This is a genomic window from Treponema denticola (genome assembly GCF_024181605.1).
GTDB lineage: Bacteria > Spirochaetota > Spirochaetia > Treponematales > Treponemataceae > Treponema_B > Treponema_B denticola_B.
Genome location: NZ_CP054477.1, coordinates 2722190 through 2742303 on the forward strand (window position 1 = coordinate 2722190; position 20114 = coordinate 2742303).

General features: G+C 37.2%; 17 protein-coding genes, 1 tRNA gene and 1 pseudogene. 10 read left to right on the forward strand and 9 right to left on the reverse strand.

Features of this window, described 5'->3' with window-relative positions; translation table 11 throughout:
• Positions 1 to 4: 4 nt before the first annotated feature.
• Positions 5 to 769 (reverse strand): Rpn family recombination-promoting nuclease/putative transposase, encoded by a 765-nt coding sequence (locus E4N80_RS12745; protein WP_253699534.1) that lies wholly within the window; start codon positions 767 to 769, stop codon positions 5 to 7.
• A 256-nt stretch (positions 770 to 1025) separates the two neighbouring features.
• Positions 1026 to 1202, reverse strand: a complete 177-nt coding sequence (locus E4N80_RS12750; RefSeq protein WP_253699535.1) for a hypothetical protein — start codon at positions 1200 to 1202, stop codon at positions 1026 to 1028.
• 55 nt (positions 1203 to 1257) lie between these two features.
• Between E4N80_RS12750 and E4N80_RS12755 the strand changes: the two genes are divergently transcribed.
• The 4 genes from E4N80_RS12755 to E4N80_RS12770 all read left to right on the forward strand — a co-directional run bounded on the left by E4N80_RS12755 (position 1258) and on the right by E4N80_RS12770 (position 7154).
• Positions 1258 to 3036, forward strand: coding sequence for an ABC transporter ATP-binding protein (locus E4N80_RS12755; RefSeq protein WP_253699536.1), 1779 nt, complete (start codon positions 1258 to 1260; stop codon positions 3034 to 3036).
• A 13-nt stretch (positions 3037 to 3049) separates the two neighbouring features.
• Positions 3050 to 4924 carry an ABC transporter ATP-binding protein gene (locus tag E4N80_RS12760; RefSeq protein ID WP_253699537.1) on the forward strand — a complete coding sequence of 625 codons (1875 nt, stop codon included), beginning with the start codon at positions 3050 to 3052 and terminating at the stop codon, positions 4922 to 4924.
• Positions 4925 to 4993: 69 nt separating this feature from the next.
• Positions 4994 to 5977 carry a DHH family phosphoesterase gene (locus E4N80_RS12765; RefSeq protein ID WP_253699538.1) on the forward strand — a complete coding sequence of 328 codons (984 nt, stop codon included), beginning with the start codon at positions 4994 to 4996 and terminating at the stop codon, positions 5975 to 5977.
• A complete protein-coding gene (locus tag E4N80_RS12770) occupies positions 5964 to 7154 on the forward strand; it encodes a TraB/GumN family protein (RefSeq protein ID WP_253699539.1) in 1191 nt (396 codons plus the stop codon). The genes E4N80_RS12765 and E4N80_RS12770 overlap by 14 nt, the downstream gene beginning before the upstream one ends.
• A 98-nt stretch (positions 7155 to 7252) precedes the next feature.
• Here the strand turns inward: E4N80_RS12770 and E4N80_RS12775 are convergent.
• A tRNA-Cys gene (locus E4N80_RS12775) sits at positions 7253 to 7324 on the reverse strand.
• Positions 7325 to 7407: 83 nt separating this feature from the next.
• Between E4N80_RS12775 and E4N80_RS12780 the strand changes: the two genes are divergently transcribed.
• From E4N80_RS12780 to E4N80_RS12790, 3 genes are read left to right on the forward strand one after another with little or no spacing between them, the layout of a single operon-like run.
• Entirely contained in the window at positions 7408 to 7866 is a 459-nt protein-coding gene (locus tag E4N80_RS12780; RefSeq protein ID WP_253699540.1) for a hypothetical protein, read from the forward strand.
• Between the two features lie 7 nt (positions 7867 to 7873).
• Positions 7874 to 9544, forward strand: a complete 1671-nt coding sequence (locus E4N80_RS12785; RefSeq protein WP_253699541.1) for a glycoside hydrolase family 3 protein — start codon at positions 7874 to 7876, stop codon at positions 9542 to 9544.
• A complete protein-coding gene (locus tag E4N80_RS12790; RefSeq protein ID WP_253699542.1) occupies positions 9544 to 10440 on the forward strand; it encodes a GNAT family N-acetyltransferase in 897 nt (298 codons plus the stop codon). Before E4N80_RS12785 ends, E4N80_RS12790 begins: the two co-directional genes overlap by 1 nt.
• 31 nt (positions 10441 to 10471) lie before the next feature.
• On the opposite strand, the gene E4N80_RS12795 is transcribed toward E4N80_RS12790, so the two are convergent.
• The 3 genes from E4N80_RS12795 to E4N80_RS12805 are packed head-to-tail and all read right to left on the reverse strand — an operon-like array spanning position 10472 to position 13466.
• Positions 10472 to 11041, reverse strand: a complete 570-nt coding sequence (locus E4N80_RS12795) for a hypothetical protein (protein WP_253699543.1) — start codon at positions 11039 to 11041, stop codon at positions 10472 to 10474.
• 55 nt (positions 11042 to 11096) lie between these two features.
• Positions 11097 to 12098: a CDP-alcohol phosphatidyltransferase family protein gene (locus E4N80_RS12800; protein ID WP_253699544.1), complete on the reverse strand. Its 1002-nt coding sequence runs from the start codon at positions 12096 to 12098 to the stop codon at positions 11097 to 11099.
• Between the two features lie 12 nt (positions 12099 to 12110).
• Positions 12111 to 13466 carry a glycine--tRNA ligase gene (locus tag E4N80_RS12805; protein ID WP_253699545.1) on the reverse strand — a complete coding sequence of 452 codons (1356 nt, stop codon included), beginning with the start codon at positions 13464 to 13466 and terminating at the stop codon, positions 12111 to 12113.
• Between the two features lie 166 nt (positions 13467 to 13632).
• Here E4N80_RS12805 and E4N80_RS12810 point away from each other — a divergent pair, with 166 nt between their 5' ends.
• From E4N80_RS12810 to E4N80_RS12820, 3 genes are all read left to right on the forward strand, one after another.
• On the forward strand, positions 13633 to 15297 hold the full coding sequence (locus E4N80_RS12810) for a formate--tetrahydrofolate ligase (RefSeq protein WP_253699546.1): 1665 nt from the start codon (positions 13633 to 13635) through the stop codon (positions 15295 to 15297).
• Positions 15298 to 15410: 113 nt separating this feature from the next.
• Positions 15411 to 15899 carry a LysM peptidoglycan-binding domain-containing protein gene (locus E4N80_RS12815; RefSeq protein ID WP_253699547.1) on the forward strand — a complete coding sequence of 163 codons (489 nt, stop codon included), beginning with the start codon at positions 15411 to 15413 and terminating at the stop codon, positions 15897 to 15899.
• A gap of 84 nt (positions 15900 to 15983) precedes the next feature.
• Positions 15984 to 17012, forward strand: coding sequence for a M42 family metallopeptidase (locus tag E4N80_RS12820; protein ID WP_253699548.1), 1029 nt, complete (start codon positions 15984 to 15986; stop codon positions 17010 to 17012).
• Between the two features lie 81 nt (positions 17013 to 17093).
• Here the strand turns inward: E4N80_RS12820 and E4N80_RS12825 are convergent.
• From E4N80_RS12825 to E4N80_RS12835, 3 genes and pseudogenes are all read right to left on the reverse strand, one after another.
• A pseudogene (locus E4N80_RS12825) lies at positions 17094 to 18416 on the reverse strand (AAA family ATPase); the annotation flags it as partial.
• Entirely contained in the window at positions 18409 to 19437 is a 1029-nt protein-coding gene (locus E4N80_RS12830) for a hypothetical protein (protein WP_253699549.1), read from the reverse strand. The pseudogene E4N80_RS12825 and the gene E4N80_RS12830, both read right to left, overlap by 8 nt.
• A gap of 17 nt (positions 19438 to 19454) precedes the next feature.
• On the reverse strand, positions 19455 to 20072 hold the full coding sequence (locus E4N80_RS12835; protein WP_253699550.1) for a TP0733 family outer membrane beta-barrel protein: 618 nt from the start codon (positions 20070 to 20072) through the stop codon (positions 19455 to 19457).
• Between the last annotated feature and the right edge of the window lie 42 nt (positions 20073 to 20114).

The window sequence follows — 20114 nt, forward strand, 5'->3', positions numbered from 1 at the left end:
AGAATTACAGCTTTTTAATTTCGGATTCGGGAAGGCCTGTGATCTTTTTAATTAAAGATATATCCAGCTTTTCCAGTTTCATAAGTTTTGCTGTTTCTATGCTTTTGTCATAAGCCCCTTTCTCCCTAGCGTCCATTTCAAAAGTAGACATTAACCTGTATTCCTGCCTTGCCTGTTCATTTTGTTTTATTGCTTGTATCATAGTTTCTATCTCCCTTGTAAATTCATTTGTCGCTTTCCCTGTTTTAAGGTATTCTAAAAATTCTTTTAATTCTTTGTCTTCGACATTTTCAAAAGCTTCTGCATTTATTATAACCTTTCGTGTGCCGTCTTGTAAAGGGGTGTTTTTGTCTTCTATACAAAGATTTTCAAAAGTATAAATAGGCCTATTTTTACCTATTGCATCAAAGGTACAGATAAAAATTATAAAACTGTCGTTTAAGCTATTATAGGAATTCCCCTTATCCAAAAAAGAAATATCTATTGCAGCTTGATAAAACCGCATTCGTTTCGGGATATTGCGTTCATTACTTACCTGCATTTCCACATCGTATAATTTACCGTTTTCTGCCTGTACAAAAACATCAAATCTTACGGATTTTGCCTGTTCATAGGTGTTAATATTATGCTGTATCGAAATATATGTAATTTTACCTATTTTATCGGACAATATCATTTCGATAAGTTTTTTACATAAGTCAGGATTTTGCATAGCTTTACAAAACATAAAGTCATCTGTAAATGTTAAATCTTCAAATCTTTTTACCATTTGTGTTCTCCTATTATTTTTTAATTTTTGCCCTCCCCATTATATTTATAGTTATTATTTGAAAAAAATAGTATATTTTAAAGAAAATTAAAAAAAATCCTTTGCGCTCTTAGCATCTTTGCGGTTATATAGTATGAGCCTTTTTGAAAATAGGCGAGGTAAGTACAAGGAGTTTAACAAAAGCGAAGCGGAGGCGTACTTACTGTACGTTGAGCATTCGCTTTTGTGTAACGACGCAGTAATTGCCCGCATATTTTCAAAAACCGTTTGCGTCAAATCTGATACCTTCTACGCCATTCTCTCCCAAAACCTTAGTTTTTATTGTATAATAAGGCTCATTAAAACAAAGAAGGTAAATATCACGAGCTCTGGAATGCCCAAGCTCAATATTATAAGGAAGAAGAAATTGAAAAGCTGTTAAAATAAATAACATCTTTTAAAAGCTCATAAGGATTTTTAACTATATAAAATATTCGGAGGAATTTAAAATGAAAAAACGAGGTGTTTTACGGAATTGGGGCTATCTACTAAAAAACATGGCCGAAACCGACAAGCTATTATTTTTACTTATATTTGCCTGTGTACCGATTGCAATACTTATGCCTTACCTGCAAGCTTTTTTACCGAGGGCTGTAATTGAGGGTTTACAAAATAAAACGGAGCTTCAATCCTATCTGCTAAAAATTCTTTTAATAGCAATGGCTCTTGCCGTTACAGTGCTTTTAGAACAAACCGTAAAATGGCTGCTCGAAATGAAGGGGCAAGACCAAAGAGGAAGGTTCTCAAAAGAACTCCGTAAACACGCAATAAAGGTTGACTATGAAAAAATGGCAGCAGTTTCCTTTGCTCAAAGCTTCGACCTTTCAATCGGAGCAATTGCCGGAGATATAGCTATTACAGGACAGTCTGCAAATATAACAGCAAATTTTTTAACAAGTCTTTTGGGTATAATTGCATTTGCCCCATTAATCATCAATATCCAACCTATTTTAATTTTAATCATCTTTATTTCATTTTTGACAAATTATTTTTATGGAATTTTTCTAACAAATTATGATGAAAAGATAACCGAACAAAATAAGGGCGTAAACCGTAAGCTGCACTACATTGCTTATAAGAGTATTAATTATAAATATGCAAAAGATATAAGACTATATAAAATGTCCGATTGGTTTTTTAAAAGCTATCAAACCTACAACAACGAAAGAAGAAGATGGGAGCGGAAATTAAGCGGCAAGCGTTTTCTAGGCGATTTAATCGCAGGACTTTTTGTATTTGTCAGAGACGGTCTTGCATACTTTTATCTTATTACTCAAATATTTACAGGAAAAATCGGAATAGCTCAATTTGTCTTCTTGTTCCCTATTATTACAAGTTTTTCGGATTGGCTTATTTCCCTTTCTAGTCAAATAACCGAATTGCGTACAGGCAGTTTAAAACTGGATTATCTTCGCAATTTTTTTGACACATGTAATGATAACCGTAAAAGCAAGGGCGCCCCACTGCCGGTTTCTTTTAATATAGAATTAAAAAATGTTTCTTATAGATATCCCGAATCGGATAAGCTTATTTTAAAAGATATTAACTTGAATATTAAACAAAATGAGAAAATTGCCATAGTCGGAGTAAACGGAGCCGGAAAAACAACCCTCATCAATTTAATTATGAATTTATTTTTCCCGACTCAAGGAGATGTTTTTATAGGAGGAAAAAACACAAAGGACTATTCCCAAGATGAACTCCTTCCGATTTTTGGAGCGGTGTTTCAAGAAACATTTATACCCCCTGAAACAATTAAGAATATCATATGTGCGTCTTCCGATTCGTACGATGAAACGAAGCTTCAAAAAGCAGTAAAAGACTCCGGTTTTGAAAAAACTATTTTAGAACTTCCTCAAAAAGAAAATACTTATTTGGTAAAAAGCACAAGAAAAGAAGCCGTCGATTTATCGGGGGGACAAAACCAGCAGTTAATGCTTGCAAGAGTTTTATATAGAGATGCCCCAATCCTTATTTTGGATGAGCCTACTGCAGCCCTAGACCCGATAGCCGAAAGTGAAATATACGAGCATTACAATAAAATGACTCAAAACAAAACTTCAATCTTTATTTCGCACAGACTGGCTTCCACAAGATTTTGTGATAGGATTATTTTAATAGAAGACGGAAAGATTATTGAAGAGGGAACCCATGAGAGCCTTATGGCTAAGGACGGCAAGTATGCCGAAATGTTTAATATACAGTCAACATATTATACGGAAAAATAATAGGGAGGAAACAATGTTATTAGAAAAAAAAGGGCACACAACAAAAGAAATTATTTCTACATTTTTTAAGTCGATTAAGTTTTTAAATACTTTGGATAAGGGGCTTTGCTTTAATTATGGATTGATAGGTATTGTAACAGGCTTGCGTCCCTTTGTGAATATCTACATGCTTAAAAAGATTATAAACGCTCTCTCACAGGGTTTACCTAAAGAGCACTTATTTTTGCTTGCAGGGATAAGCATTGCAATAAATTTATTATTATTTTTATGCGAAAAATTTATAGGGCACAATTCCTATTTTAGAATGGAAAATTTAACGCAGCTTCGAAATATGGAAATAGCAAAAAAGAATACCACAATGGATTATGAATTTATCGAAGATGCCGAACTCCAAATCGAAATGGAAAAAATGTATAATATGGATTATAACGGAGGCTTCGGCTTATTTTCACAGCTTATGAATATTCATAATCTTAGCCAAAATATTGTGTTGTTTATCATCGGCTTAATTCTTTCAATTCCAATGTATACATCTTATGCTCCGGTTTTAGGAATACCTTTATGGATTCAAAACAGTATTTTCACTTTCTTTATTATTTTGATATCCGTTTTAAGTATAAGAATAAATAAAAGAGCTTTGGAAAAAAGAGATGCATTTATGAAAAACAATCTCTTTGAAGAAATGAGACCTTACAGCTATGCCGTAAGTCTTGCTCCGGAATATAAAATAGGAAAAGATATACGGCTGTACAACAAAAAATTATATAATGAATATTTTACAGGCTCAAGCGATTTTAAAATAAAAATAGTAAACGCATTTTTAAGATTCAGTCTTTTTCCGCAGCTCGCTCAAATCTTTTTTAACATGTTTAGCTTAGGTTTAATCTATATCTTTGTGGGAATAAAGGCCTATTACGGAGCCATTCAGATAGGAGATATAATTCAATATTCGGGAGCCGTTACTCAATTTGTTTTTGCGGTTGCAGGTCTTACAAGAGCTTATAATCAAATTGCAGCAAACTGTGATTTCTTCGATCTTTGTTTAGGCTATATCAACTTAAAAGAAACAAAATACAAGGGAAGTCTTCCTATCGAAAAAAGAGATGACAACGAATACGATTTTGAATTTAAAAATGTAAGTTTTAAATATCCTCAAAGCGAAAAATATGCATTAAAAAATGTCAATCTAAAATTCAAGATAGGAAAAAAGCTTGCCATAGTCGGCATGAACGGAAGCGGTAAAACAACTCTGGTAAAATTATTAACCCGCCTCTATGATCCGAGCGAGGGCGAGATTTTACTTAACGGTATCGATATTAAAAAATTCGATTACGATGAGTATCTGGATATTTTTTCGGTTGTCTTCCAAGATTTTAACCTTTTTGCTTTAAACATTGCCCAAAATGTAGCCTCTTCAACAGACTACGATAAAGCAAAAGTAGAAGAAGCCTTAAACCTTTCAGGCTTTTCCGATTCGCTTAAAAAAATGCCTAAGGGCATCGAAACATACCTCTACAATGATTTTGAAAATGGAGGCGTTGAAATATCGGGCGGCGAAGCTCAAAAGATTGCGATGGCAAGGGCTATTTACAAGGACTCTTCTTTTATAATACTCGATGAGCCTACCGCAGCCCTTGACCCTATTTCCGAATTTGAAATTTATTCAAAGTTTGATACAATTATAGGGAATAAAACAGCCGTTTACATTTCGCACCGGCTTTCTTCATGTAAATTCTGCGATGAGATTGCCGTCTTTGATGAGGGCAAGTTAGTACAGCACGGTTCCCACGATGCTCTTCTTCAAAACAAAGAAGGTAAATACCATGAACTCTGGAATGCACAAGCTCAATATTATAAGGAAGAAGAAATTGAAAAGCTTTTAAGATAAAAATACCGGCCGATTGAAAAACACTTTTTTTTATGTTATATTATTCCTTAGTTTACTTTAGGATTAATTATGGAAGAAAAATTATCTACGCTTTGTTCGGTGTTAAGTAAAGACCAATCGGTACTTGTACAAACTCATGATTTTCCGGATCATGATGCCCTGGGTGCAGCTTATGCTCTTTTAAAACTTTTAGAAACTTACGGCTACAAAGTAGAGATTGCTTACGGCGGTCATATTCAAAGTCTATCTTTAATAGAATTTGTAGAATATTTAGGCTACCCGCTTTTAAAACTTGATGAAATCGATGATCTAAAAAAATACCAAGTTGTAATTGTAGACGGCTCTCCTTTTAAGGGAACCGTAAAAGATGTAGGCGGTATCTTAAAAGCCGTAATAGACCATCATCCGGCAAGGATGCAGTCTACGGCAGCTTATACGGATATAAGAGTTGGTACCGGAGCCTGTTCTTCCATTATTTGGTCTTATTGGAAAGAATCCGGAAAAGAATATGATGAAATAACTGCGACAGCAATGATTGCGGGTATACAGCTGGATACGGCTTTTTTATCCAGAAGTGTAAGTAAACTTGATCTGGATGCTTATTATGAACTCTACTTTAAATCGGATGTGCAGAAGACATATCAAATGATTAAAACGACCATAAACATCGACGACCTCGAAGAAATAGGACAGGCCTTTACAAACTATTTACGTATAGATAATTTCTTAATTGTAGAATTAAGTGAAGACTACTCAAGAGCCATTTTGTCGGTTGTAGCCGATTTTTTAATTTGGATAAAAGATATTTCTTTTGTTATTGTACTGGAAACAGACGGACCAGAATACAAACTCTCCGCACGAAGCCGTGATAAAAATCTTGATGCGGGCTGGCTCATTCAAGAAGCAGTAAAAGACATGGGTTCGGGAGGAGGCCATGCACACATGGCCGGAGGAGCAATAGATGCAGAAAGATACTGCGGCAAAACCGTATTTTTAAACTCTATCATTAAGTTAGCTAATTCTGAACAAGGAAACAACTATGGACGAAAATAACGAAAAAACTTTAAAGCGTATTCTTTTAAAAGACCGCGAAATTATTCTTTTAGGAACGGCTCACGTTTCTAAAGAAAGTATCAAGGATGTTGAATCTACAATTAGGGAAGAAAACCCCGATTGTGTATGTGTAGAATTGGACGAAGTAAGATATAAGTCCTTAACCTCAAAAGATACTTGGCAGCAAATCAATATTTCCCAAGTATTAAGGGAAGGAAAGGGATTTTTACTCCTTGCAAATTTGGTTCTTGCTTCTTTTCAAAAAAAACTGGGAAGCGACCTCGGCGTAAAACCCGGCGATGAGATGAAGGCCGCAATTGAAGTTTCTCAAGAGCTAAACATAAAAACCGAAATGGTTGACCGCCCGATTCATACGACCTTAAAACGAGCTTGGGCAAAAAACCGCGGCTGGGGAAGGTCAAAGCTTTTAGCGACCCTTTTAAGTGCCGCATTTTCAAACGAAAAACTTGAAGAAGCTGAAATCGAAAAATTAAAAAATCAAAGTGCAATGGATAACATGATGCAGGAAATGGCCGAGTACCTTCCAAACATAAAAGGTGTCTTAATAGACGAGCGGGACCGCTATCTTGCATCAAAAATTTGGGAAAGCAGCGGTAAAAAAATTGTAGCTGTCTTAGGTGCAGGCCATCTTCCGGGTACGGAACGCTTTATAAAAGAACTGGAAGCAGGTACAAAAACAACAGACGTATCCGACATTGAAGTAATTCCGCCGAAAAGCACAGTAAGCAAAATTGCTTCTTGGATATTTCCTATAATTATAATAGGTTTAATTGTTCTAGGCTTTTTTAAGGGAGGCGGCATAAAAACCGGCCAAATGCTCTTATCCTTTGTTCTCTGGAACGGAGGTCTTGCAGCGATAGGAAGCATTATTGCACTCGGCCATCCCCTCGCTATTCTGGCCTCATTTTTAGGAGCCCCTTTTACAACGATAAATCCGTTTTTGGGTATAGGAATGGTTTCGGGTCTTGTACAAGCTTGGGCAAAAAAACCTCAGGTAAGAGATATGGAAAACCTTACAAATGATGCAGGCACATTTTCAGGCTGGTATAAAAACAGAATAACAAAGGTTCTCCTCGTTTTTATTCTTTCTTCGCTTGGAAGCTCGATAGGAACATTTATGACAGTGCCGGCTCTTATTGCTAATCTGATTAAATAAAAAAAAGCCTGACAAAAAACTTCTGTAAGGGCTATAAAAAAGGAGGGGAACCTCTTTGAGGAGGTTCCCGTTATGAAAAAAAACTAAAAAATGGAAAAAGGCGCCGATCAGAATCGAACTGATGAATAAAGGTTTTGCAGACCTGTCCCTTACCACTTGGGTACGGCGCCAAAGTGCTGATAGTATATCAAAAAATACAAAGTTTGACAAGACCTTATAGCAATTTTAATCAAAAAATAGTATAATGTTAAATATGTTTGAAATGAAACCTGTAATTATAAAGAAGATATTTAAAAATCAGCCTCACTATATTCTTACATGGTCGCCTCTTAAGAAGGCTGATAAGTATCAGATTAACCGCGCTGTACCTGCTATGTCAGGTGTTTATGAACTTTATAAAATGGATAAAGAAAAACATCTCAATCTTTTATCGGTAACCCATGCATGGTACGGCGGTTTAAGAAGCAATATTCGGGAAGCTATAGATCCGGATACAAAAATAGATCCTGAAAGAAGAAAAATATTGGAAGACGACGATATAGAGCTTTATTACAGGTATTCATGCTCCGACTCTTTTGGTGACCTATTGGATGTTGTCTGGTTTTTACATTCAACATATTTTCCTGATGATATTCGTGTAGAATCATCAAACCGATATGAAAATTTTTTCCTTACAGAAAGAGCTCCCGATAAGGTTTACTGGCTGGAATAAATAACTTATGAAACCCGAATTCTCACTTACAAAAAAGAGCATATTTTTTTTATGTATTTTTTTATTAACGGTTAATTTACACTCTAATTATGACGCAAAAAAATTACCTAACTTTTACGATAATGTGCCGAATGAAAAACTGGCCGCCGAAATAGTCGAAAACATGACTGATGAAGAACTTTTAGCTCAAACCTTTATGTTTGGTTGGGCAGGCCAAGATCCGGGAGACTTACTTTTGTCATGGATTCAAGATTCCGGATTGGGCAGTATCAAAGTTTTCGGCTGGAATACCGGCGATTCTCGCAAACTTGCAAAATCCATTTCCATTTTACAAAAAAAATCTCTTGAAGGAAGATTCGGTATTCCGCTTTTTGTTGCAACCGATCAAGAAGGAGGCTGGGTTCGGCATGTAAAGGGGCTGACCTCTGAAACTCCCGGCAATCTTGCAATAGGAGCGTCAGGCATACCTCAAGATTCTTACTATTCAGGCTATTATATTTCAAGAGAAATAAGGGCTCTCGGCATAAATTTAAATTTTGCACCGACAGTAGACCTTTTAACGGACCATGATTCGTCAATAATAGGCCCCCGTTCTTTTGGAGATTCTCCTCATGCTGCAGGAATATTGGGAGCCGCTTTTGTACGGGGAAGCAGGGCAGCAGGCGTTCTTACAACAGCAAAGCATTTTCCGGGTCATGGAGATACCAGTATCGACAGTCACGGCCGTCTTCCTAAAATCGACATATCCGAGGAAACTTTCCGCAACAGGGAATTGATTCCTTTTAAATATCTGATAGATGCCGGTGTACCTGCAATTATGACAGGACACTTAAACTTTTCATCAATCTTACCTAATGGAGAACCTGCAACATTTTCCAAATATCTTTTAACGGATATATTGCGCGGAGAACTGGGCTTTAAAGGACTTATAATTACCGATGATATGATGATGCACGGGGCAATGAATTTTGCGGGCGGCATTGCAAAGGCTGTTAAAATGGCCTTAGAAGCCGGAAACGATATAATCGAATCCTCCACAACGCCTCGGCACTACCAAGCTTTTTGGAAAGAAAATATTAAGGCAATGAAGGAGGAACCTCAATTTAAAGAAAGAGTAAAGGAGGCGGCCTTTAGAATTTTACTTGAAAAATTGAAGTATTTTAAAAGTGATAACCATGTTCCCATTTTGCCCGATATGGAAAAATTGGACGAAAGAATTCCCGATAAGGAAGGCCAAAAATTCTTTTTAAGTTTGGCAGGCCGCTCGACTACGATAGTGCGTGATGCCGATATACCTTTTAAGCCTGAAGAAAATGAAGACATCCTCCTTGTATCTGCCTATAAAGATTTTTTTAAATACGGCTTAAAGCGTTTTCCCAAGGCAAAAATAATAGAAGTAGATTCAGCCTATTACCATGTACGCCGATTTGATACAATTATCTTTTGTCTTTCCGATAAATATTCTTTAAACATTTTACAAAAAATAATGTACTCCTATCCCAAGAAAAAATACATAGTTATCTCGGTTTTATCTCCTGCTTTTTTGGCAAAGGTTCCTAAAGCCGAAACGGCTATTGCCATTTACAGTTATTCTCCGGCTTCCTTTACTGCTGCCTTCGGCGCCCTTTGCGGCGACTTCACTCCCAACGGGAAACTTCCTATTTCAGGAATAGAGTAATGAAATGCTCGGTTTTTCATCTTACAAATAAAAATATAAATCTCTTTATAGATAATATTCTTCCTTACGAGTACCTCTGCATAAATCTAGCTGAATGTCTAAAAAAACAAAAAAGATTTTTTGATGCAGGTCAAGAGCTTTTTACCTTTATAAAGGCTGATGCTTTTTTTTCATTGGATAAAGAATTTATAGGTATTTTGTTTTTAGCAGCCCACGGTGTTTTACTCCATTGTTTTACTAAAGAAATTACTGACGATATTTCAGAATATATAAAAAGAGATTTTTTAAAACACACAAGCCCTCTTTCCGTGATGGGAGAAAAAAACACATCCATTTATTTGGAACAATTAATAAATGAAAGCCTATCGCTTGTTCCGGCTCGTTTTGAAAACTATAAACTTCTTACGCTCAAAACAAAACCTTCTGCACCAAACCTTTTTTGCAAAAGGGCATCCGATAATCTGAATGCCAGATTGGAATTTATAAAACCGCCGATTGAGGATGCAGAGCTTCTCTGCCCGATGGAAATAGAATACAATGAATCGGAAGTTTTGGCTCCCGGAGTAAAAGCCTCTCACGAATCCTGCCTAAGGCTTCTAAAAAAAAGAATAAACAATCATGCCCTATATGCAGTAAAAAAGGAAGGTAAGTATATTGCAAAGGCCGGAATAAACGGCTTAGGTTTTAGATGGAATCAAATAGGCGGAGTATTTACAATTCCTCAATATAGAAATAAAGGTGTGGGAGCGGCAAATATGATGATACTGATAAATGACTGTTTTCAATATAAAAAAAAGTGTGCCCTTTTTGTAAAAATTAAAAATCCGGCAGCGAGGCAAATGTATAAAAAAATAGGATTTACAGAATCCTGTGATTTTAGAATTTCATATTTTTAGATTTGTAATCTAATTTTTAAAAGAGTTTATCTTAAAAATTTGCTAAAAAGAACATTGCAAGCAAAGAAGCATATCTGGCCTTTTCTTCAGATATAATTTCAACCTTTGAAAGCCGAATAACATAATACCAAAAAAATCCGAAGTCTGGGTCAATGCGGAAGGCATACTCCACAAAAGAATCGGTCTTTACCAAATCCCCAAAAAGAAGGGACACAACATCGTGTAGAATTGCAAAACAATCTTCAAATGATTCCTTATATGCGGCAGAATGTTCCGAGTTTATCAGTTTTTCACATAAAGAATTTATCCTGTACAAAGTGTCTTCTTTACATTCTTCGTCATCTTTTTCAACCCAAGTTTTTTGTACAAGAAGCTGAATATTTTTCCTAAAACTTTCTATCAAGTTTTTTTCGGCATCTACATTAGTTTTATCCGTATAAATTTCAAAAGAGGCTCCTCGGCCGAATGTTTTTGATATTTTTAAAGCTGATGAGACCAGTTCGTCATCTGCAGCATCTATAAATTTAGGAATTTCAATAACTGCTATCTCTTTTGTTTCAGGGGATATCAAAAAATCATTACTAAATATCGGATCAACCATGGCTATACCTTGCTATTTTATCAAGATTTTGTCAATACCTTAAAAGCATTTTTATTTACTTTTTTGCAGGAATTGGATTTTTCCAGTACCAGCAATGTTTATATTTTTTAAAAAACATAAAAAATCTTATTATTATCCTTATTAAAAGATATAAACATTGGACTATTCCGATAATAATAAAATATTCGGAAAAAACAAAATAGAGTAAGCTGCTTAAAGGAACTAAAAAATCAGGTAAAGACTCCTTAAGTTTTTCCGCTGTAGCCGATAAAACCGATTGAATAAACAGAACATTATAGAATGTAATAATCAAAGTTTGCATAAATATCGGAGCTTGAACTTTCCAAACTAAAACTGCACCTATAAAGGCAGAAAAGAAAAGATGTAAAACTAAACGGATACTTATTTTTTTTGTTTTAAAAATGGCTATAAGACCTGTAAGCCAAGCCGCCCCAAAAGCAATAAACATAATTATATACGGAATACTAAACGTAAAAAAAACATTTTTTAAACTGATCTCTCTCATAAAGGAAAAAGAAGCAAGAGCTGCCATAATTGCAATGGCCATAGTTCCTTCACTTGTACTAAAGGTAGAAAAGTTCATGACCCCGTTTTTAAAGCGGCCCCAAAAAGTTCCTATCTGTCCGACATATAAAAACTGATATACACAAAAAAGCAAAATCGGATTTGTAACTCTAAAACAGAACATTAAAATGCCGGTAAGAAGGCCCGTAACAAAACCGTCCAGAAAATGATCAAAGTATTCGCCAAGCGGAGAACCGGTTTTTGTTCGTCTTGCCTGTATTCCATCCGAACAGTCCCCTATAATATAAATCCAGCAAAAAATAGGAATCAACCATAAAAATCTATAAGTGTCATAAATATAATTTAGATAAGCGGCAACGAATGAAAGCACTACAAAGCTATTGGAGAATATCGTTATTATATTTGCCGGAATTGATTCAGGTAAAATTCTTACAAGCGGAAACACAAAATACTTGTAAAGCATAGGAGTAAGCAATGACTTATCCTCTGCACTGTAGGAGTAATTTTCCATTTTCAGTTCTTTTTAGTGTACCCTTTTATAGTTTTTAATTTCGGTTTTTATTCGTGAAATTAACTCCGTTCTGGGAATTCGAACTTGCTCCATCGAATCCCTAAAACGCAAGGTAACCGTATTATCTTCTTTGGAGTCATAATCTACGGTTACGCAAAAAGGTGTTCCGACCTCATCTTGACGGCGGTATCTTTTTCCGATAGCACCGGATTGGTCATAATCGGTTTTAAATTCCTCTTTAAGCTCATTTCGAATTTCTTCGGCCAATTCTGCAAGCCCGTCTTTTTTCATCAAGGGAAGAACAGCAACGGTTATAGGAGCAATATTCGGATGGAAGCGTAATACGGTTCTCCAATCATCATCATTTCCCTTATCGGCAACCTTTTCTTCATCATAGGCATCGCAAATAAACATAAGAACATTTCGAGTTAAGCCGGCTGAGGTTTCAATTATGTACGGAATATATTTTTCGTTTCCGTTATCTTGATCGATGTATTGCATATCCTTGCCTGAATACTCGGTATGACGTGTAAGGTCATAGTTAGTTCGGTTGTGTACTCCTTCAAGTTCCTTAAAGCCCATCGGGAATTCGTATTCGATATCATAAGCATCTTTTGCATAATGAGCAAGTTCGTCCTTACCGTGCTGATGCCACTGAAGTTTATTTGTTCTTACTCCATATTTTTCATAGAATGCCCAGCGCTGTTTTTTCCAATAGTCGAACCATTCGTCATCAGTTCCGGGCTTTACAAAAAACTGCATCTCCATCTGTTCAAATTCGCAGGTTCTAAAAATAAAGTTTTTTGTAACAATTTCGTTTCTAAAAGCCTTTCCGATTTGAGCAATACCGAAGGGAATCTTCATTCTATTTGATTGAATAATATTTTTATAGTTTACATAAATACCTTGGGCAGTTTCGGGGCGAAGATAGATAACGCTTGAATTATCGTCTGTGGGACCGATGTGAGTTTTAAACATTAGATTGAATTTTCTGGTGTCGGTAAGCTCGCCGCCGCAATCGGGACAAAGTTTTTTTTCAAGATTTTCAGGAAGTAAATGGTCTGCTCTAAAACGCGACTTACATTTTTTACAGTCGACTAAAGGATCGGTAAAATTTTCAACATGACCTGAAGCCTCCCATGTACGGGGGTGCATCAAAATTGCAGCATCAAGCCCTACGATATTATCATGGAGTTGGGTCATCTCCTTCCACCAAGATCTGGAAACATTATTTTTTAGCTCTATACCTAGAGGGCCGTAATCCCATGCCCCATTTTGTCCTCCGTAAATTTCCGATGACTGAAAAACGAAACCTCTTCTTTTACAAAGGCTTACAATTTTTTCCATTGAAATCTTATGATCTTCCATAAAGTCTCTCCCTCTTACAAAGTAACAATTTCGGAATTATAATGTTTTTTTAATCTTTATACAAGTACCCGCATCCTCACGTTAAATCTTATAAATTGTAAGAGGTATTGCCCAAAAAAAACATTTTACAGTTGCAAATATAGTTTTTTTATGTCATAATACTTACATGAAAACTGATATAGAAATAGCTAGAGAAGCGAAGCTAAACAAAATCGCTGAAATTGCAGACGGTTTAGGGATTCATGATGATAATGTCATTCCCTATGGAAAGTATATAGCCAAGGTTCCCTATAGCGTTATAGATGATGCAAAGGTAAAAAAGAATAATTTAATTCTTGTTACCGCCATCACACCTACAAAGGCAGGGATCGGAAAGACAACCGTTTCTATCGGTCTTGCCTTAGGCTTAAACAAGATCGGAAAAAAGGCTGTTGCAGCCTTGAGAGAACCTTCTTTGGGCCCCTGTTTCGGTATGAAGGGCGGGGCAGCAGGAGGCGGTTACGCCCAAGTTTTACCGATGGAAGATATAAACCTCCACTTTACGGGAGACTTTCATGCAATAACTTCGGCACATAACATGATAAGCGCTCTTTTTGACAATTATATTTTTAGAAATCAAGGAACGCCTAAAGCCATTAAAACCGTACTTTGGAAAAGAGTTTTGGATGTTAACGACAGAAACTTGCGCCAAGTTGTTACCGGATTAGGAGACGGTAACGGTGTAGTAATGGAATCGGGATTTGATATTACCCCGGCTTCCGAAATTATGGCTATTTTCTGCCTTGCAAAAGACATTGAAGATTTACGCCGAAGAATCGAAAATATCATATTGGGTTATGATACCGAAAATAATGCCGTAAAGGTAAAAGATTTAGGAATTGCAGGTTCAATAGTAGTTCTTTTAAAGAATGCCATTAACCCCAACCTTGTACAAACAACGGAAAATACTCCGGCCTTTATTCACGGCGGCCCCTTTGCAAATATTGCTCATGGATGTAACTCGGTAATAGCTACAAAAACAGCTCTTACTTACGGAGAGTATGTAATTACCGAAGCAGGCTTCGCCGCAGACCTCGGCGCCGAAAAATTCTTCGATATCAAGTGCCGAAAAGCCGGTTTAAATCCTAAGTTGACAATAATCGCGGCTACTACAGGCGGGTTGAAAATGCACGGAGATGTTCCCGAAAAGGAAATATCCAAACCCAATGCAGAAGCCCTCAAAAAAGGCTTGATCAACCTTGATAAGCACATTGAAAACATGAAAAAATTCGGACAGACTGTAGTTGTAGCCCTTAACAGATATGGATACGACATTGACTCCGAATTGGATCTGGTTAAAAAGCACTGTGAAGCCCAAGGTGTAGGCTTTGCCGTAAACAATGCCTTTGTTGAAGGCGGAAAGGGTGCTGTTGCACTTGCCGAGCTCGTTGTAAAGACTATCGAAACAAATCCGTCAAAACCTTTAAAATTTGTTTACGAAGATAAAGACCCCATAAAAACAAAGATAGAAAAAATCTGTAAAGAAATCTACGGTGCTGCTGATGTTACATATTCGGGTGCAGCCGACAAGATGATCAAAAAGATTGAAGAAGCCGGAATGGCAGATTTCCCTGTTTGTGTCGCTAAAACACAGTACTCGTTCTCGTCGGATCCTAAACTTTACGGAGTTCCAACTGGCTTTGAAATGAATGTCAGGGACATCGTTTTAAACTCAGGTTCCGAAATGATTGTAGCTATTATGGGAGATATGATGAGAATGCCGGGTCTTCCGAAAGATCCGCAGGCTATCAGAATTGACCTTGTAAACGGAAATATTGAAGGTTTGTCATAAAATTTGCGATTTTATTTGATTTTTTTGGAATAATATTGTATAATATTAGAATAGCTATATGTATAAACTTGCCGAAAAGCGAGTATATAAATTATTTATTTAAGGAGTAAAAAATGAAAAACATTTTGAAAATTTTGACCTTATTGGCTGTTTTTTCTTTTATCTTTACGAGCTGTGGAACTCCCCCCACGCCTCCTCCCGAAGAAAAACCCGCACCCGTTGTTGTAGAAGAGCCTACACCGGCGCCGGAATCTGCTTCCGAGCCAAACCCGGTTGTTGAAGAACCTCGGGATGTTCCTGTAAAGGAATATATCGTAGTGCAAGGAGACACTCTGTCCGAAATTGCTTTGAAATTTTACGGCACAAGAGAAAAAGCTTACTACTTCCCCATAATTATGGCAATTAACCCCGGCATGGTTAAGCATCCGGATAAGCTTACACCGAAACTTAGGCTTTTAATCCCTGATTTTGAACTTTTTATGCAACATTCAGCTTCAAAGGAAAAGTCAAAACCTGAGTTTGAAAAATGTATAAAAATTTATGAGGATGAAGCTAGAACAGGAGTAGCTGAGTCCTTAAGAAGAAGGCTTAAAGAACTTTAATCTTACCAAACTTCCTCCCTAAAAGGGGAGGAAGTTTTTTTATTTCTGCAAAGTAATTTATAAACAATCAGGAGAATCCAATTTATGAATATAAGATATGCTGTGGAACTTTCAAAAGAACTTTTACAAATACACAGTCCCGGAGGCTATACAAAGAATGCTATAGATCGAATAAAAAAAGAATTCGATTCATTAGGCATAAAATATACCGAAACGAATAAGGGTGCTATTTATGGAACCATTGAGGGAAAAAACACGGCTAAACACAGAGTTGTTTCAGCCCACGCAGATACCCTCGGTGCTATGGTACGCCAAATAAAACCTAACGGCTGCTTAAAACTTGCTGCCATCGGGGGTATAGCATTTAACAGCATCGAAGGAGAAAATCTTTATATCATCACAAGAACGGGAAAGGTTATCACAGGTACCGGCCTTCCCGAAAAAGCCTCTGTTCATATTTTTGAAGCTATCGAAAAAGAAGAGCGAAACTTGGAAACCTTTGAAGTGCGCCTTGATGCGGAAACTCACTCAAAGGAAGAAACTCTGGCTCTTGGTGTGAATATAGGAGATTTTGTCGCCTTTGAGCCCCGGACAATCGAAACCGAGGACGGCTACATAAAATCCCGTCATTTGGATGATAAGGCCTGTGTTGGTATGCTTTTTGCTGCTTGTAAGGCCCTTAAAGAAAAGGGAGAAAACCCGGCTTATACTACCCACTTTTTTATAAGCAATTATGAAGAAATAGGGCACGGTTTTTACGGTATTCCTAAAGAGTGTTTTGAAGTCTTAGCTCTGGATATCGGAACAGTCGGAGGTGAGCAAAATTCGGATGAGCATGCAGTCACAATCATCGCTAAGGATTCACGCACACCCTACGATTTCGGCTTTAGACATAGGCTTGAAAACCTTGCTATTCAAAATAAAATCAATTATAGAACCGATGTTATGTTTAGGTACGGCTCGGATGCAAGTATGTATGTATTGCAGGGATTCGATATCAACTTTGCCTGTATGGGCCCGGGAGTAAGTGCAACTCACCACTATGAGCGAACTCATATCGACTCCTACAAAGAGACCATAAACCTCTTATACGCTTATTTAATGAGCGAATAGGTTTTTAGGATTGAATTTAGTTTAATATTATAAAAGCGATAATGTTTAAAAGCGGTAAACCTATAAGGCTGTAAGTCTTTAGCTTTGCCGCTTTTTTAAAATTTCAGGCCTTATCTTGCCTTCATATCCCTGATCGCTCGGCTCATAAAAATGAGTCCCTTCAAGTCCATCCGGAAGATATTGCTGCTTAACCCAATGACCTTCAAAGGCATGAGGATACAAATAGCCTTTACCATGACCTAAAGCTTCTCCGTCACGATTTGAATCCTTTAAGTGGTTAGGTACTTCTTTATTTTCCTTTTGAACACACTCTAGGGCTTTGAAAAAGGCTTCGGCACTATTTGATTTAGGGCAGGTAGCCAAATAGAGGGCAGCATGAGCTAGATGATACCTGCCTTCAGGCATACCGACTCTGTCAAAGGCTTCGGCAGCACCTGAAACAACACTTACTGCCCCCGGAGAAGCAAGTCCTATATCTTCGCAGGCGGAAATTAACATTCGCCGGAATATAAAGCGCGGGTCTTCTCCTGCCGCTACCATTCTGGCAAGCCAGTACACGGCGGCATCGGGATCGCTTCCCCTGATAGATTTTATAAATGCGCTTATAACATCATAATGATAGTCACCGTCCCGATCATACAAGACAACCTTCTTCTGGATGCTTTCTTCGGCTGCCTTTAGACTAATCGTAATTTTAAAATTTTCTTCAGGAGGCCAGTGTTCTGTGCTAGTTTCAACGGCAAGTTCAAGGGCATTTAAAAGACTTCGCGCATCACCGGATGCCGTATCTATAAGATGCTCCAAGGCACCGGACTCAAATTCTATTTTCCAATTACCGTAACCTCTTTCTTTATTTGTCAGAGCAAATTGTGCAACTTTTTTTAGGTCATCATCGGTTAAAGGTTTTAATTCAAAAACTCGGCTGCGGCTTACAAGAGCCTTGTTTACCTCAAAATAAGGATTTTCCGTTGTAGCACCGATTAAAATTATCGTTCCGTTTTCAACCCATGGCAGGAGAGCATCCTGTTGCGATTTATTCCAGCGGTGAACTTCGTCCACAAAAAGAATAGTCTTGCGGTTATATAGCTTTTTGTTTTCCTCAGCATTGGTTACAGCCTCCCTTATCTGTTGTACACCGGCTAAAACGGCATTTAAACTTAAAAAATTGCTTTTAGTGGTATTTGCGATAACTCTGGCAAGGGTGGTTTTTCCCGTGCCGGGAGGGCCGAAAAAAATAAGTGAAGAAAGTCTATCAGCTTGGATTGCCCGCCTTAAAAGGCAGTCTTTTCCGATTATATGTTCTTGGCCTATATATTCGTCCAAGCTGATAGGCCTCATGCGGGAAGCAAGAGGTTCATTTTGTTTAGAACTTGAAGCCGCAGCTTCAAAAAGATCTTTACTCACGGTTCCATTTACTGTTTTTATCGCTATAAAAGCCCCATAGCCCCGTGTTTCTTTTAATTGTGCCTGAATTAATACCCATGAATACGGCATACTCATTGCCTCCCCTGGAAACACCCAGCATAGGCTTCGTATAATAATTTCCAAGAGTAGTTTGGTATTGAGAATAGGAGCCGGGGGGCGTTGTAGAACCGGAATCGCCGGGGTTAAGCGGTTTTGCATTTGAAAGATTTATTGGTGGTGTAGTATTCACTTTTACCTCAGTATATCCTTTGGTGCATCCTAACAATATGGTTTCTCGTTCTTTAAAATAAGAAATACTTACAGGGCTTCCGGATATTGATTTTTTATTGTTCCAATTATCATCAGGTGAAGAACCATAATAATAAACTGTTGATCCGGCCAATATAAAAATTTTATCGTCAGCTCCGGCAGGACAAATCGCTGCCGATCCGCTCGGCAAACCTGAAACTGCTACAGGAACACCATTCTTATATAGTTTTGCCGAGTCTTTTGACTTTACCAAAACATAGTTTCCTGCTGCAGATAGAGAATGTACTTCACCTGTATCTATAGGACTACTAATGCCTCCGGCTTCCACTTTATATACTTTTTTTTGGCTCGAATCATATCCGAAAACAATTTTATTACCGGCAATAATGCGTATATTTTCGGAACCGGGAACGGTTTTCCAGCTTCCGCTTTCATAATATTTCATACTTCCTGAAGCAAAACAAGCAAAAACAACATTATTTCCGTCACTTGCAAGCTGTTGGGTACCTTCGGCACTTAAAATTTTTGACCAAGAGCCGTCATCGCTTTTTTCTTTTGAGTAAACTCCTGCCAGATTTGAGGCATAAACATTGTTACCTGCTTCCAGCAAGCTTAAGATATTCCCTTCAACCGAAAATTCTTTTAAATTAATCTCTTGTTCAATGGCTGCAAATATCGGCTTATTATAGCAAGCCGTAAAGCCTATAAAAACAAACGGTATTAAAATAAAAATATATCTTCTAAATTTCATACTGAATTCTCCCATAATTAAAGATGATATCTGGCAGCAAAGGTGATGCCTAAAAAATTTCCCGTTCGGTTATTTGTTTTATCTTTGAACCACTGGGGGACTACATTCCAAGATACATCGCCTCCGAATGACCATTCGGGAGAATACTGATAGTAAGTTCCTGCATCAAATCTAAAAATCATCCCGAAGTATTGGGCCCCGTTTCCGCTGTAAGACTGAATAGCTAATCCTATACCTCCTCCAAGAGGAATACGCCATTTTCCGGCAGCAAAGGTATAGCCCATATCAAATGTTATAGGAACAGCAAAGTAAAGATTTTTCGCCAATGTAGGATAAAACTGGAAACCTATACTTCCTCCTAAAGAAAAACCGTCTAAAATATAGTAACCGAAAGCTGCATTGATGGTGCCGCCCGGCCAAATATTCGGCTTAATAGCAAATTTCTCGATTGAAGTATTAAAAAGAGGTACTCCTAAGGATAAACCTACTTTTATGAATTTATCGCCTTGCCTGACAGGCCGGAACACTGCAGTTCCGTCTATTTTACTATTTGAAGGAGCTTCAGCCTCTTCTTGTGCAAAAATCGGAATCAAAAAAACGCTGATAATCAAACAACAAGAAATAAATCTCTTCACTTTTTATTCACCTCTAACTTAATAAAAATAGTATATCTTATT